This is a genomic window from Fictibacillus sp. S7 (assembly GCF_004127935.1).
Classification (GTDB): domain Bacteria; phylum Bacillota; class Bacilli; order Bacillales; family Fictibacillaceae; genus Fictibacillus_C; species Fictibacillus_C enclensis.
The window spans coordinates 4,367,177-4,383,107 of record NZ_QJKL01000001.1 but is presented as its reverse complement, the minus strand read 5'-3'; the positions used below and the strand labels follow the sequence as shown (position 1 = coordinate 4,383,107).

The window sequence follows — 15,931 nt, the reverse complement described above, 5'->3', positions numbered from 1 at the left end:
CGGGTGCAGTGGGTCTGCGATGTATGCTCATCAGTGATGAGGAGGTATATTCAAAAAAAGAAAATCTGTTAATCATCTCTTATCCCTAAGTATAAGCATTATTCAAAAAAGAGGTTGATTTATGTCAGAAAATCTAACATCCTTTTACATTTATATAAAAGTAACCACTTGCGTTATCTTCCATCAAAAAACCTTCTTCAACCTTCTTCCCCTCGTAATTTTTTGGAAGCGCTTTCATTATTTTTTCGCTTTATCATAGCATCTATATCTAAACATTTCAATTCAAAAACAGTATATTTTTTCTATTCAGATAATTAGAACTGAAAATTTTCCAAGTAGCTTGCGTCGGCGAGCGCTTTCTTATAGTGACAAAATTACCTTTGTATTATATTTTGAACTAGAAGATTCTTATATCTGCTAGTAAAAAAAAATCAAATCGGCACGAACCGATTCTCACAAAGAAAAACCCTTGGTATATTCCTTATATACCAAGGGTTTCTTAATATTAACCGATTGCGCCCTCCATCTCGAACTTGATTAATGAAGGCTTTCATAACATATTCAATTGATGTAAAAACCTTGTTAAATCAAGGTTTTTACAGTTTTGTTTTTTAAAATATTTCAATGCTTTTCAGGTACAGTTGGCATAAAGTTGGCACGAAATTGGCAACGAAACTATATAGATGGAGTTCCCAATAATGAACTTGTGTACGGAACATATCTCACCCTTTTTTTTCTTTTGCTCAAATTGCTGTAAAATCAGCTTTTATACTTTTTTGGTTTTTAAAATATTTTATATCTTTTCAAATTATTTTGGTCCGATTTTGGTCAGATTAAATTAAAGGATATTAAAGATTTATTAAGGTTTTATAAATTATTTTCCTTATAAGGTGTACTACTCTATCATCATGTATTTTTAAAATTATTATGTAAACCAAAACTCGCCCTAACCTTCACCTCTTGAAAAAAATAGTAGCACAAACCATGGCCGTGGTTTGTGCTATTAATCTTAGTATGTTTTATGTTTAATTTATCAGTGGGTGGTTCGCTTGAAACCAAGATGCTGCAGAGCGAGATGCAGGCTTGAAAAGGTCTTGATCCCGTTAAATTCGACACCGAGAGACGTCATGGTAAGGGCAAGCTCTGGGCGCAAACCGCTGATTTTGGTCTCAACACCAATAAGCTTCAACGTCTTAATCACCTGATAAATCTTTTGCGCCACCATCGTATCAATGATGGGTACTCCCGATAAATCCAGAATAAGGTTGCTTAATCCGAGATCCACCGAACGTTTTAAGGCATTGTCCATGAGAATCTGTGCTCGTTTGGTGTCAATATCCCCAATCATGGGTAAGATGCCTATTCCGTCTCCAAGAAGAACCACTGGAACGGATAACTCATCAATCTCTACCTCAGCGGTTCTCAAGTTGGAAATATAATTTTCCATATATGAAGTACTTACCATTTGTACTGCAGTATCCACAACGAGATCAAATCCGGAAATCATCTCGTAAAACATATCGAGATTCAAGCTCTCATTTTTTGCGGCTTCTTTTATGATGTAACCAATCTTGTTGCGGTAAAAATGAACCTCTTCAATCGCATGGTCAAGGGGAATATTCAATGAAACAAAAATATCCGCATAATCCTTGCCCCATTCCTTAAGTTTTTTAGCTCTTATGCTCAAAGGAAACGGGATGGTTTCCCCATACAATTGGATCAACTGAAGCCGTAACTGCTGAAGCCGGTCTTTGTTGTTTCCTGCATGCTTATAGTTAAAACGCTCATCTTCCAGGATGGAATAGGATAACGTTTCTTTTTGTTCTAATATCAGCCTACTAATGTTTTGAAGATAAGTAGTTGGTTCATTATTAATGATTATTGACATAACACTCCTCCTAAAACCTAGCATAGTCTAGCCTATATTGTTCGATCATTTTCCGTTTTTTGTAACGTAATGTTGAAAAATGGAGTTTCCTATGCCTAAACGAGGAGAAATCCCTCAGGCCAAAAGTTCTGCAAACAACAACACGATTCATATCGTATCATATTTGCCCTCACCTTTGTATCTTCGCTTCAGCACATGTTTACATCAACAATCGATCCAACCAGCTTTTGAATCAATTGGATAAGCATTTGACCATTAAACACCAATTTCTTTTTCTGCTGGTCTTTCCTCCTTTTCTTCGCCCCATTAGAAATGAAGGTCCCTCTCACTCTCGTATTGTTCGTCCTGGGCTTCCAGTTTCTTAATCTGCTTCTCAAGTTTTCCTCTTGCGGTTTCTCATACCGGTGATGTAATTGGATTAATCATAGTTTTCAGCCATAGCATGATCAGCCAACTGGTCACTGGTCCAGCTTTCTGGATTGATGGCTCTGGATATTTAGCGGCTGCCTTTTCGAGTGTCCGCATCTTTATTTCTCTCCGATAATTTTCTGTTTCCGTCAGGCTATAAAAGAACAAAATTACTCTTTATTATTAGTTTGGCTAAAAGAAAGACTGACGAATTGGAAAAATGTCTTTTATTCCTATGCCGTAAGGCTTAGAAGTGACCTGCAAGCTATAAAACAATTGTTTCTCCTTCCTTACAGTAATGGTGGTGTTCTCGAAGGGCAAGTCAAACGTTTAAAGACAATAAAGAGAATGATGTATGGAAGTGCAGGTGTTCTTCTTTTAAGGAAGAGAATGCTTTATCAGCTATAATAAAGATATTTAAAAAAAGCAAAATAAAATTAAGCTAAACCATCTGTGAATAATCACCAAAATTACGTAAGAACCAAAATTAAACCGCAGAGTACGAACACGATTTTATGTACACGATATTTTGGTTAGAAACGTTGATAGCATAGCGTTAAATTAAGTAAAAATGGTACCGGTGGTCGGGGTCGAACCTACACTCCGTGAGGAACACGATTTTGAGTCTTACGTACCATTTCGAACACGCATTAATCCACAAACGCTTTAAAGTTACAAATATGCAACCAATGACGTAGGACATTTGTGTCTTTGTCTTGATTTTTATGCATAATTATAGTATTAAATGACTGTTTTCTATTATTTTTGACAAAGTATGTTTTACTTATCAGCGTTAGGGAACACACTAAACGGCTGGCAAAGTTGATTTTTGTAAGCGCTAACAAGCTTTGAAGGAGGACGATTAATGAAACGGATTTCTATTGTCTCAGCTTTGGTGATTGCTTTATTATGTGCTTTTGCTCTTGCCCCAGTTCACTCTCAGGCTGCTTCACCCTCAACTACTGGATCTAAGTTGCTTAAAAACATAAAGGTCACGGGTGATCTTGAGAATGGTGGCACATTTAAAGGAATGTTGAGTATTAACAACCTGTCTTATGATCAAGCGAAAGGGCTTCTAATGAGCGGTTCTGTTAAAGGACAAGCTATTGAGAAAGATGGCTCTTCTACTGCTGTGAAAGAAAACTTTCAAAACGTACCGGCAACTTTAAATGAAAGCGGAGGAGACATGATGAGCTCGGCGGCCCTTGCACAGCCAGAGTGTGATCTCTTGAACCTTGACCTCGGTCCAATCTTTTTAGATTTGCTTGGCTTGCAGCTCGATCTTTCGGAAATTAACCTTGACCTTACAGCTGTTCCTGGTGCTGGTAACTTGCTTGGGAATTTGTTATGCGCAGTAGCTGGCCTTCTTGATGGGGATGGCCTGTTAAGTGGTGGATTAGACGGAGTCTTAGGATTATTAGAGTCATTATTAGGTGAGCTTAATTCATTATTAGGATAAGAGAGTATTTATTGCCAGCCAGCGTGTAAATAATTCTAATGGTTTTTATCGGCATTTTAACTGTATAGCTGACCATCTGCGTCTTTCTGCGAAAAGTGGAAAGGCGTTTTTGTTTTTATCTCTATTGGAAGAGTTGTTTAGCATACGACATGAGGAACACGATAAGGGGTAGCTCAGGTTCAAAGTCCTGGGCTTTTATCCCTTTTATTCGTAATTTAAGTGTTCTTTTATCCTGACCCTATATTTTTAAAAAAATGTATTAACTTACATTACGTCTATATAATGTTGCAGAACCCTTGGCGGGTAAAAATGCAGGGGCAGTGGTCTTAAAGATATAATGGTAGAATGGGAAAGAATTGAATCTTTTTGTGCCTGTTTTAGACATCTGAACATCGCTTTGCCCCCAACCGAATTTGCTGAATGAATGGTTATGCGATTAGCAAATAGTTTTTCATCCACCATCATTTGAACCAGCATTAAACCATTCCTGTTTTTATTTAATAAATCGTGATCCAAAGAAAGATGTTCGATGTTAAAATTTCGCAGCAACTCTAAACACTCGTCAATCGTCTCCGCTAAAACATAACCTTCAGGTTCTATCCTATAGTCATCTAAGAAAACACTGATTTTATTCATTTCTTACTCCCTTTCTTACAAAGGGGGTGACTAAGAAAAGTCGAAAATCCCAAGTAAATAGATTTTATGTATTGATTTTATCATAGATCCGTTCTCAAAATAACATATTCGAATTTAACAGCTACTATCCGACATATTTTTTATAAAAAAATCGGTATCGAACTGAAAAAGCCCGGTAAAAGAACAACTATGTTTTTACATACGAAGAATTGCGACCAAAAACGTCTGAATCGTCTAATATAGAAGAATAGGAAACCAATAACTTCGAATGTTAATTTGTGGATCTTCCATAAACGCACCCGATTGTTGTAGAAATATTTATTCGTCCTCAAAATCTACCTCGTTCTCTTCTGATATTGAGATTATAAATTTTTCAAATTAGGGGTCTCCTCTTTAAGCACTTAAATCTTCATTTACTTATTTGTTACCGAGTTGTTCCGCCAAACCGATTAGAAGTCCTTCGGTTCCACGAATGTAGCAGAGCCGATACGAGTTCTCGTACTGAACCACTTCACCAACGAGCTGAGCACCATGCTTAATGAGCCTGGATACCATTTCGTCAATGTCTTCAACGGTGAACATGACACGCAGGTAACCGAGGGCATTTACTGGCGCAGTCCGGTGATCAGATATAGCAGGTGGGGTGAGAAATCGCGAAAGTTCAAGTCGGCTGTGGCCATCTGGGGTAACCATCATAGCAATCTCTACGCACTGAGAACTCAATCCGGTAACACGACCTGCCCATTCACCTTCTACAGTGGCTCGCCCTTCGAGTTTCAAGCCAATCTCCTCGAAAAAAGAGATTGCGTCGTCAAGTGATTCTACAACAATGCTGACATTGTCCATTCTTAGTAATTTGTTTTTTTCCATAGCTTTTTATCTCCTTATGTGTAAAAGAATTTACAAAGTTGCAAATTCCTGCTAAACAAAAAACCGTAGTTGCTATTTGATAAAAACAACTTCTACTTCTCCACAAAATAATCCTGCCTTGCACTCCATTAAATGGCCCGTTTGTTGAATAAGATGATTTATTAAACTTAAAAAGTAAAAAAATTCGAGTTGGCACGACACTAATTTACACACAAAAAAAACCTCGGTATATTGCTTATATACCAAGGCTTTTCATCATTTATCCGATTGCACCCTCCATCTCGAACTTGATTAATGAAGGCTTTCATAACATATTCAATTGATGCATAAACCTTGTTAAATCAAGGTTTTCCCTATTTCCATTTTTAAACCTTTTCAATGCTTTTCAAATTCAGTTGGCACAAAATTGGCACGAAAACGAAATGGATGCGGTTCCCAATGATGAACTTGTGTACGAAACATATATCACCCTTTTTTTTCCTTTTTAAAATATGTCAAAAATGCTGTAATTTCAGCTTTGTTTATTTATCCCTTTTTAAAGTATTTCTTATCTTTCAAATTATCTTGGTCCGATTTTGGTCGAGATTTTGGCTATCAAAAATTAGATGTTCTTCATTACTAATAAAGCTTATCAATTCATAAAAAAATAAATCGAACAGACTTATCCATACTGATATACAACCTTTTTCTGTATTCATCTTCATTAATTTCCCCTTTAGCATAACTGGTCCTAAGGATATTTATGGAAGTATTTTCTTGACTCTTTTTTTCACAGTTGCTCGTATTACAGCATAGACAATTCCGACAAGAACAAACAAAAATAGTAAGAGACCCACTATGCAAATTGCCATCATCGATAATCCACTCATTTGCATTTGATTCATCATTTTTTAACCCTCATTTCTACGAGAATATAAAAATTCTTCAATACTGAGCTAAGACGAATATTTTTTCCAAAGCAATTCCTTAGCGGCTTGCTTTCTTTAGATAGTAACTGTGTAAAGTTTTCTTCAAAGGATGATTGATACCGATGGTTACAACCACGCGTGAAAGTAGAATTAAAAATAGTGTTTTTTAAAGTTTAACATTATCGAAATACCCAAATCCAGTAAGCTGCACCACTAATAAATCCAATAAGAGTTTATGAAAGGAAAAGTAAGGGATAATGGGTTGAACGGTATGTATCGACATATTGTCACTCAATAGAAAAACCATTGAGTCATCAGAATCAATGGTTTTTACTTTTCCTTTAACAATCGTAAAGCATTTAAGATAACAATCAAAGCGGCTCCTGTATCGCTTAAAACGGCCATCCAGAGGGTAAGCCAACCTGGAAAGATTAGACCTAAGGCGATTAATTTGACGATGATGGAAAACCAAATGTTTTGTTTAATGATCGCCAATGCCTTTTGGCTCAATTTCATCGTGTGCGGCAGTTTATCCAGATTATCGGCCATCAGTACGATATCCGCCGTTTCCATCGCCGTATCTGTACCAGCTCCCCCCATGGCGATCCCTAGATCAGCGACTGCAAGAGCTGGTGCATCATTGATTCCATCACCAACCATTGCAACCGTATACCCTTCGCTTTGGAGCTTTTTGATTGCAGAAACTTTATCCTCAGGCAGCAATTCTGCATAGTAACGACTGACATTTGCTTCAAAAGCAATCAAATTTGCTGTGCCCTCATTATCCCCTGTAAGCATCACCGTTTCACGAATACCACTTGCATGTAATGATTTTAGGGAAGAAGTAGTTGATTCGCGTATAGTATCAGACACCGAGATAATCCCCAGGACATTTTCTGTCGTACCGATGATAACCACCGTTTTTCCTTGATTCTGTAACTCTGAGACCCTTTGATTGCAGCGATCGTCAAGTGAATCTGAAATGTCATTGAATAAGCTAAGGTTGCCTGCATAATAGGTAATCCCGTCAATCCTTGCCTGAACGCCTTTGCCTACAATGCTTTTATAGAGTTCACCGTCTTTAGAGGAAACTCGTTCAGTTTTCGCATATTCCACGATGGCCTTGGCAATGGGATGAGTCGAAAAATTTTCCAACGTAAAAGCAATGGATAACAAATCCTCTTTGCTGCCGTTTAAAACTTCAACGTTAGATACCTTCGGTTTTCCCTCGGTTAGTGTTCCTGTTTTATCAAAAGCAATGGCTGTAATGGCCCCTGCTTTTTCTAAGAACGTACCACCTTTAATCAGAATTCCATTTTTCGCTGCATTCCCAATCGCGGAAACAATGGCAACAGGTGTGGATATCACCAATGCACAAGGGCAGGCAATTACGAGTAATTCAAGACCTTTATAGAACCATTCTCCCCACGAACCAAGGGTCATAAGCGGAGGAAGGACCATGATAAGCAACGCGATCACAAAAACAATCGGTGTATAGATATTGGCAAACTTATCAACAAAGGCTTGAGTTGGAGCTTTTTGTTCTTGGGCTTCTTCCACCAAATGAATGATTTTTGCAATGGTCGTGTCTTCAACGAGCTTTGTTACTCTTATTTCAAGCGTCCCATGTTCGTTAATGGTTCCTGCATATACCGTATTCCCAGCTTCTTTATCCACAGGGATGGATTCACCCGTGATTGGAGCTTGGTTTACACTGGATTCTCCTTTTATGACTTCTCCATCTAACGGAATTTTGTCACCTGGTTTAACAATGATAACGTCACCGATTGAAATGTCTTCCACGGGCTTTTTTACCAATTCGGTTCCCGCCTGGACCCAGGCTTCAGGTGGAGCAAGATCCATTAAATTTCGGATGGAATTCCTTGTTTGCTCGATCGATCGATTCTGCAGAAGGTTCCCTAAAGCAAAGAGCCATACCACTGTTGCTCCTTCTAACCATTGGCCAATAAAAGCTGCTCCAAACGCGGCTGCTGACATCAAGACATTCATGTCCAGTGAGCGACTTTTAATGGAATAGAATGCACTTTTCACAGGTTTATACCCGCTGATCATCATAGCGATGGCATACAGAATATTGGACATCAAGGGAGACACATCAGCATAGGACCCTGCAAAGCCAAACGCGATCAATACCCCTGAAAGGATTAATAATCCTTTTTCATTGTTCTTTGGAGCCGATTGACCGATGGAACGGTTGGAATCCAGGGATGCAGAAAATCCAATTTTAGTTACTTCTTTCATGATTTCGTCCGCACTGTTTGTATGTTCAATCTTCATTTTTCCTGTGGAAAAATTGACGTTTACGCTTTGCACTCCCGAGACTTTGTTTAAATGATTTTGGATGCTCTTCGCACAACTACCGCAATCCATGCCTTCAACGGTATATGTTTTCAAATTTTTGCGTTCGTTCATTGGTTCGGCAGTAAACCCGAGCTTCCTCACTTCATTTTCTATCGGTGCAAAAGCAGAAGGATTGTCTGCGACAACTTCCATCTTTGAGGTACTGTACATTACTTTGACTTCTTGTATATCTTTTAACGAACCGATCCCCTTCTCCAGTGTTTTGGCACAGGAAGGGCAATCCATTCCATATACTCGATAGCTCAACTTTTCACCAACTGCAGGCGATGTAGCATCTGATTCATTTTGTGGTGAAGAATAACAGCTTGCTGCTTTCACTTGAGCCACAGCCTCTGTTGGTTGTTGACTCGAACAACAACTTGAAGTATTTACTTTATCGATGCCTTCTTTCTGTACAGTGCTTGAGCAACAATCATTAACTACTGAAGGTCCAGGTTGTTCCTGCTTCTTAGTTTTAGATGAACAACAACTTGTTGTTTTTTCTAAAGCTGCTGCCACCTCCTCGTTCACTGGATTGGAGGAGCAACAGCTGCTTTTTGTTTTGTTGGGTTCATGATTAGAACCGCAGCATTGGTCTGACATATTGAATCACTCCTACTCTATATGACTGTCACAGCAAGCAACATCATTTTGAACATCAGCAAGCACCACATCGAACATAGTAAGTAGCTCTCGGACCTGGTTATTCCTCAGACGGTAATAACAGTACCTTCCTTCTTGTCTTCCTATGATGATTCCGCACCCCTTTAGGCAAGCAAGGTGTTGAGATATATTCGATTGGTTGCCATTAATCTTCTCAACGATTTGAGAAACTGTTTTCTCCTCATCCATTAGGGTTTCTAAAATTTGAATTCTGGTTTTATCGGCAAACCCACGAAGGAATTTTACCTTTGTATCTAATTCAATTGCTTGCATGTATTGGCCTCCATTCATATTAGCAAAAACTAATGTATGGTTATACCATCATATTAGCAACACCTAATATATGTGTCAAAATTTTTTAGCAGTCACTAAAAAAAAAAGAAAGCCTTGGATATTACAGGCTCTCTTCGAGATGCTACTTCGTATCTTCAGTTCTTTGAATCCAATCTCGCCGATTCATCGCGTACGATTACCGTAAATTTGCGTTCATTATTGTTTGTCTTTACAATTTCCGACGAGTTTCTACTATTATATTCCGTTTATTTTTTCACATCGGTTATATCCGAAAAGTTGATATGTTTTGTATCATCGTTTGTACTTACGATTCTTATTTGGCGATTATGTACGTCCAAGTAATGTATGTGTCCGGTTACCGTCTTAGTACCAACGGATTTATAATACACAATTTTAACAGCTTGGTTGAACTCCATAGCTACTCATATAGTCTCATTTAATTCCTCAAGTTGTTGCTCTTCAAGTACAGGCCGCTCAATTTTCGTTAAGTCCCAGTCAAATTCGCGCAATGCTTTCACATGTTCTGGTAACATTAAAGAAGTCCACTTGATTCCACCACGATCCTTTAACATAGTAACCAGCTCCTTTTCTCCATATCATTACCGAACTCATGTTCTTGTAAACTGGAAATAAAAGAGAGAACCGACTTTTTGCTGTCGATTCTCCGTATGTTACTCACTCCATTCCTCCGAGGAATAAGCTATCTAAGTTGTCAAATCCGTTCAACCGGGGGTTACTTAATGTATTCTAAACGGGGCGAATCATCCCTTTATTTGTCGAAAAATTAAATTTAAAAGAACCAGTTGGACTATTTCAAAGAGGAATTGTATTCGGTGGTAAGTAATGCCTAAATTAGTGTTTTGAATTGTAACATTCGATGACAAGGAAAAGACCATTAACATGTTCTTCTATGTGACAAGTGGTGAACCCCGCGTGTTGAATGATTCGAAGTGTATTTTGATTTAAACGACAACCTTCACATACTTTTGACCAAATCGGTGTAAGCACATCCTGCAGTTTACCGAAAATTGAATGATTTAATCGCACATGTTCAAAGAGAAGCACTTTACCACCGGGTTTACAAACTCGTTTTACTTCGTTTAACGCTCTTTCAGGATCAGGAATCGTACAAAAAACAAGTGTTCCAACGACCGTATCAAACGTGTTATCTTCAAAAGGAAGCGTTTCGGCCTTTTCTGAATAGGTTCTGATCAATATTTTACTTGCTTCAATTCGTTTCAGTGACGTTTTTCTCATATTGGAGTCCGGTTCAATCGCATCTACCTGTGAGGCAACCTCATACAATGGGAAGTTAAATCCTGTTCCCGAACCAATTTCTAAGACTCTGCCTTCTGCTTTACGTAAAAGCCGTTTTCTTACTTTTTTAAATTTAATTTGTTCAAGTGGAGACATGGCTACATCATAAATTCTAGCGAACCATTTGCCCATTGGTTTGCCACCTTCAATCAACAAAGTTTGTGCTTCTTTGTAAAAAAGGCCTCTATAAGACCCTAATAAGTTGTAAATGATTTAATTATCCTTTTGCGCATACGATCCCATGAAATCAGCGCATGCCTTCATCAACTTCTACATCATATATTACCCTTCTTTCACTATTTGTTCAAAGCTTTTCCTATTCCCTCGTCAGCAATTTCTGTCCATCTTTAAACGGAACCAGCTTAAAGGTTGTAATCGCGGTCGATCATCTTCCGGATTTTGTGTAACATAAAGAATCTCCTTTTAATTTAGGAATATTGATCTCTTTTCTTTCTTTGGTTTTGATATTAACGGAGAATCCGTATAAAGAACCAAATGTTGTCTCCTATAATAGCGATAATGATTACCAAAGCAAAATGATAAAAATACCTACCATGTAACTGTAAAATCCAAATCAACAGCACAAATATAAAGAGCTCCGTGTTTAATACGAAGCTCTCTTTTGTATCAAATATAGGGCAACGACAACCAATATTTATTTGTTATCATCATTAACCGTAAATTGATTTCCATCATAAGTGTAGGAGAGGGATGATCCGAGTTTTTGATTAGTACGTATCCTGTCAATAAGTATACGTCCCAATTCTTTTGTCATCTCTTTATACCAATCACCATCAGGATAGACCACGACTGTTGGACCGTCTTGGCATCTTCCATTACAAAGAGTTTTTGTGGTATGGACCGTCTTTAATAAACCTTGATTTTTTATTTCTTCGCGTATTGCTGTGGTAACATCTTCTGCACCTTTTTTACTGCAACTTACACCATTACATATTAAAACATGTTTGCTTACACCGGAAAGTTCCATAAATTCGCACCTCATTTCATGTATAAATAGAAAGGAAATGTTATTTTACGTTAACAACGTATGGAAAGACATGTACTTTTCCATTTATTTTAAATTCGCTCCAGACTTTATAGACACCAAGTTTATCGAATTTGGTTGCAAATTTAGTATCGTTTTGTGAAACTGGATGCACGTGTACATATTTTTCCCCTTTGGCATCAAGGATGACCACGTGACCAAGTGCACCTAGATAGGGTTCCGGTTTCCCATCTTTCAGATCATACTCGAGAATGATCTCCTCGTTGGGTTTAAAGGTTTGCGGGTTCATGGTCACGGTATAATTATTCACGGTCTTAGTAAAGTTCGTATCAGGTTTGAGAGGCTCATGAGAACCATGCCCATCACCCTCGCCTACTTTGAACAATATCGGTTCAACCATATATTTCTTTCCGGTAGGTTTGATATCAACGAATGCTTTATAGTTTCCATCGGAAAGCTTGTGCTTCACTGTGAAGACCCCGTCATCTTTCTTCTCGGGATGTATGTGATAGTATTCTTTTAGATCTTCATTAACAATGATTAGATGCATTAGTTTTTCGTGATTGACCGCTAAGTTTTTCACCGCGTTACCTTCTTTATCTTTCAAAACAATGTGGATCAAATTATCTTCATAGTATACGACTGGAGAGATTTCACCTTGTGTAGAGGGAGATTCCTCTCCGACATGTCCAGCATGTTCATCCTTCTGATTATTCGTACCTTTAGTCTTAGGCTCCGTATTGCTCATTTCATGGCCGTGTTCGTTTTTTTTAGGCTCTGCCATATTGGCATATACTGAATATCCTCCGATTACGAGTACAAGAATGGCGATAGCTGATACTGTCCAACGTAGAACAATATTCTCCTTCATTTTAATCCTCCTTAGAGTTTTACTTTTTGTAATCGCAAGGCATTAAGAACAACGGAAACGGAACTGAATGCCATCGCTGCTCCTGCGAGCCATGGAGCAAGTAAGCCTAAAGCAGCAACTGGGATTCCCAATACGTTATAAGCGAATGCCCAAAAGAGGTTTTGTTTAATGTTTCGGATGGTCCTCTTACTCATGTAAATAGCATCTGCGATACTGTTTAGATCTCCACGAATCAATGTGACATCCGCAGCTTCCATTGCGACATCAGTTCCTGTTCCGATCGCCATTCCAATATCAGCTATTGCTAACGCTGGAGCGTCATTGATACCATCACCAACCATGGCCACTTTATGACCTTGCTGCTGCAGTTTTTTCACTTCATCCGCTTTTCCTTCTGGAAGGACTTCTGCGATCACATGGTCGATTCCTACATGTTGAGCGATGTAGTCAGCCGTCTGTCGGTTGTCACCTGTAATCATGATGACCTTAAGGTTCATGGCTTTCAACCTTAATATGGCATCTTTTGATGTCTCCTTGATGGTATCTGCTACGGCAACAATACCGGCAAAATTATTATCAATAGCAACCAGCATCGCGGTCTTACCGGCCTTTTCTAGTTCTACCATCTGACTCTCAGCATGTTCGATGGATACGTTGTTCTCTTTCATTAATTTACGAGTTCCAATGAGTAACTTTTTGTTATCGACAACTGCTATGATTCCGTAACCAGGAATCGCATCAAACTCACTAGAATTCATAAGATTGATTCCTCTGTCTTGAATCCCTTGTACGATAGCTTGAGCAAGTGGGTGTTCAGAGTTCTTTTCTGCAGAACCTACTAGTTTGAGCACTTCTTCTTCCCGAAACGGCTCTTCAATGATGAGATCAGTTAACTCAGGTGTCCCATTTGTTACTGTTCCTGTTTTATCGAGTATGATAGTATCGATCCGGTGGGTAGTCTCTAGATGCTCTCCACCCTTAAATAGAATTCCGAATTCCGCAGAACGCCCAGATCCTGCCATTATGGAGGTTGGTGTTGCCAAACCTAAGGCACACGGACAGGCGATGACAAGTACTGCAATTAATTTTTCAAGAGCCACAGCGAATTCTCCAGGACTCACCCAAACATACCAAATGATAAACGTAAGCAACGCAATACCGACAACGATAGGGACAAATACTCCAGAAATCTGGTCCGCAAGTCGTTGGATGGGTGCTTTAGAACCTTGTGCTTCTTCAACGACTTTTATAATCTGGGCAAGAGCTGTATCCCTACCTACTTTTATAGCTTTTATCTTCAAAAATCCATTTTTATTGATCGTAGCACCGATGACCGAGTCACCGATAGTTTTATCCACTGGAACACTCTCTCCTGTAAGCATAGATTCATCCAGCGCGGAACGTCCTTTGATAATTTCACCATCTACGGGAACTTTATCACCCGGTTTCACAAAAACGATATCCCCAACAACGACTTCTTCTATCGGAATATCCTTTTCAACTCCATCACGAACGACGGTGGCGGTTTTTGCTTGTAATCCCATTAACTTTTTGATGGCTTCAGAGGATCTACCCTTTGCCCTTGCCTCAAACAGCTTACCTAGTACGATGAGCGTAATCAACACGGCAGAGGTCTCGAAATACATCTCCACCATTCCTTCATTCGTACCGATTGAAAGGATTGAGAGATACAAACTGTAAAAATACGCTGCGGAAGTCCCTAATGATACAAGTACGTCCATATTGGCACTTTTATTCTTTAGTGCCTTATAAGCTCCAATATAAAACTGCTTACCAACAACGAACTGTACAGGGGTCGCAAGTGCGAGTTGAACCCACGGATTCATGAACATCTCAGGCAAGTATATAAAGGAGGTGAATTCAAAGTGACTCACCATAGCCCATAATAACGGGATAGACAGTATCAAGGAAAATAGAAATTTGCCCTTCTGTTTCTCAATCTCAAGTGCTCTGTGGTCGACTGCTTCCCGATTAACTTCTTGTTTAAGACTAGCACCGTAACCAAGATCCTCGACCTTTTTTATCATATCTCTAGCCGAAATTTCTGAAGGGTTGTATTGAATAGAGCCTGTCTCGAGTGCTAGATTGACATTGGCATTAGTCACACCCGGAAGTTTTTTTAGCCCTTTTTCAATTCGATTTGCACAGGCAGCACATGTCATACCCGTAAGGTTTAGATCCACTTTTTCTGAGACAACACCATAGCCTAGGTCTTCAATCTTCTTCTCAAAATCTGAGACCTCAACTTTTGAAGGATCATACGAGATAGTTGATTTTTCAAGAGCTAGGTTCACGTTCGCCGATTTGACGCCCTCTATTTTGTTTAATCCTTTTTCAATGCGAAGCGCGCATGCGGCGCAAGTCATTCCTGAAATCTGCAAGGAGGTTTCTTTTGAACTCATGGATTTCACCCTTCCTATATACCTGCATGGGGTATATTTTATTTGAAAAGAGAGCGTGCTATTGATTAGCACGCGTTTTTTTACGCTATATCATACCCCTGATCGTCGATTGTTTCTTTGATTTTATCAAGGCTTATCTTAGATGCATCATACTCCACATTAACTTTACCTTCTTTAAGATCTACTTTCACTTGTGAAACACCTTCTAGCTTTCCAACGTTACCTTGAATAGTGTTTACACAGTGGTTGCATGACATACCGGCTACTTTTAAAGTGATTTTTTCCATGGTATACATTCATCCCTTCATCTGATATTTATTTCATTAGTTTTTTTACTGTTACCAATAATTCATCTAGCACTTCTTGGTCACCCTCTTGAATCCGTTCAACAATACAACTTTTTAAATGACCTTCTAATAATAACTTACCTACACTATTCAAAGCAGACTGAACAGCTGCAATTTGTGTGAGTACATCGTCGCAGTATGTGTCTCGTTCAATGAGCCCCTTTACTCCTCTTATTTGACCTTCGATCCGATTTAATCTTGTGATAAGATTGTTCTTTACTTTATCTGAATGGTGACTTTTTCTTTCATTTGTTTCGCAACAATTGTTTAATTCTTCAGGTTCGGCAAGCTCCACTAAGGCACCTCCTTTTTTATATCTTACTATACCCCCCTACCCTATGTAAAGCCTATTTTTTATTTTTTTATTTTTTTAACATTGAAGTTTATTGTTACCTTTAAAATTCGCCTTTATCCACCTGTACTCTGTGTTACTTTGTTGCATTTTAATTGGTTAAGGGGCTCTTTTGTTGTTTAATCAAC

The 15,931-nt window shown here is 38.6% G+C and carries 12 protein-coding genes and 1 pseudogene; 1 reads left to right on the top strand and 12 read right to left on the bottom strand.

Annotation, left to right across the window (positions count from 1 at the left end; translation table 11 throughout):
• Window positions 1-1,033: 1,033 nt before the first annotated feature.
• Entirely contained in the window at window positions 1,034-1,888 is an 855-nt protein-coding gene (locus tag DMO16_RS22255) for an STAS domain-containing protein (protein ID WP_164988995.1), read from the bottom strand.
• 1,273 nt (window positions 1,889-3,161) lie between these two features.
• On the opposite strand from DMO16_RS22255, the gene DMO16_RS24695 reads away from it, so the two are divergent.
• Window positions 3,162-3,755 (top strand): hypothetical protein, encoded by a 594-nt coding sequence (locus tag DMO16_RS24695; protein ID WP_206738154.1) that lies wholly within the window; start codon window positions 3,162-3,164, stop codon window positions 3,753-3,755.
• A gap of 264 nt (window positions 3,756-4,019) precedes the next feature.
• Here the strand turns inward: DMO16_RS24695 and DMO16_RS22240 are convergent, their stop codons facing one another.
• The 11 genes and pseudogenes from DMO16_RS22240 to DMO16_RS22190 form a co-directional block, all read right to left on the bottom strand.
• Window positions 4,020-4,391: a cyclic-phosphate processing receiver domain-containing protein gene (locus DMO16_RS22240; protein WP_129480084.1), complete on the bottom strand. Its 372-nt coding sequence runs from the start codon at window positions 4,389-4,391 to the stop codon at window positions 4,020-4,022.
• A gap of 417 nt (window positions 4,392-4,808) precedes the next feature.
• Window positions 4,809-5,261: a VOC family protein gene (locus DMO16_RS22235; protein WP_129480083.1), complete on the bottom strand. Its 453-nt coding sequence runs from the start codon at window positions 5,259-5,261 to the stop codon at window positions 4,809-4,811.
• Between the two features lie 1,238 nt (window positions 5,262-6,499).
• Window positions 6,500-9,133: a heavy metal translocating P-type ATPase gene (locus DMO16_RS22230; RefSeq protein WP_129480082.1), complete on the bottom strand. Its 2,634-nt coding sequence runs from the start codon at window positions 9,131-9,133 to the stop codon at window positions 6,500-6,502.
• Window positions 9,134-9,145: 12 nt separating this feature from the next.
• The gene (locus DMO16_RS22225) at window positions 9,146-9,466 is read right to left on the bottom strand and encodes an ArsR/SmtB family transcription factor (RefSeq protein ID WP_129480081.1); all 321 of its coding nucleotides are present in this window, start codon (window positions 9,464-9,466) and stop codon (window positions 9,146-9,148) included.
• Between the two features lie 266 nt (window positions 9,467-9,732).
• Window positions 9,733-10,020: pseudogene (locus tag DMO16_RS22220) on the bottom strand (YolD-like family protein).
• A gap of 319 nt (window positions 10,021-10,339) precedes the next feature.
• The gene (locus tag DMO16_RS22215; protein WP_347232851.1) at window positions 10,340-10,957 is read right to left on the bottom strand and encodes a class I SAM-dependent methyltransferase; all 618 of its coding nucleotides are present in this window, start codon (window positions 10,955-10,957) and stop codon (window positions 10,340-10,342) included.
• Between the two features lie 502 nt (window positions 10,958-11,459).
• Entirely contained in the window at window positions 11,460-11,792 is a 333-nt protein-coding gene (locus tag DMO16_RS22210; protein ID WP_129480080.1) for a (2Fe-2S) ferredoxin domain-containing protein, read from the bottom strand.
• 40 nt (window positions 11,793-11,832) lie between these two features.
• Window positions 11,833-12,681, bottom strand: a complete 849-nt coding sequence (locus tag DMO16_RS22205) for a hypothetical protein (protein WP_129480079.1) — start codon at window positions 12,679-12,681, stop codon at window positions 11,833-11,835.
• 11 nt (window positions 12,682-12,692) lie between these two features.
• Entirely contained in the window at window positions 12,693-15,104 is a 2,412-nt protein-coding gene (locus DMO16_RS22200; protein ID WP_129480078.1) for a heavy metal translocating P-type ATPase, read from the bottom strand.
• 80 nt (window positions 15,105-15,184) lie between these two features.
• Window positions 15,185-15,391 (bottom strand): copper chaperone CopZ, encoded by a 207-nt coding sequence (gene copZ / locus DMO16_RS22195; RefSeq protein WP_129480077.1) that lies wholly within the window; start codon window positions 15,389-15,391, stop codon window positions 15,185-15,187.
• Between the two features lie 28 nt (window positions 15,392-15,419).
• The gene (locus tag DMO16_RS22190) at window positions 15,420-15,746 is read right to left on the bottom strand and encodes a metal-sensitive transcriptional regulator (RefSeq protein ID WP_129480076.1); all 327 of its coding nucleotides are present in this window, start codon (window positions 15,744-15,746) and stop codon (window positions 15,420-15,422) included.
• Between the last annotated feature and the right edge of the window lie 185 nt (window positions 15,747-15,931).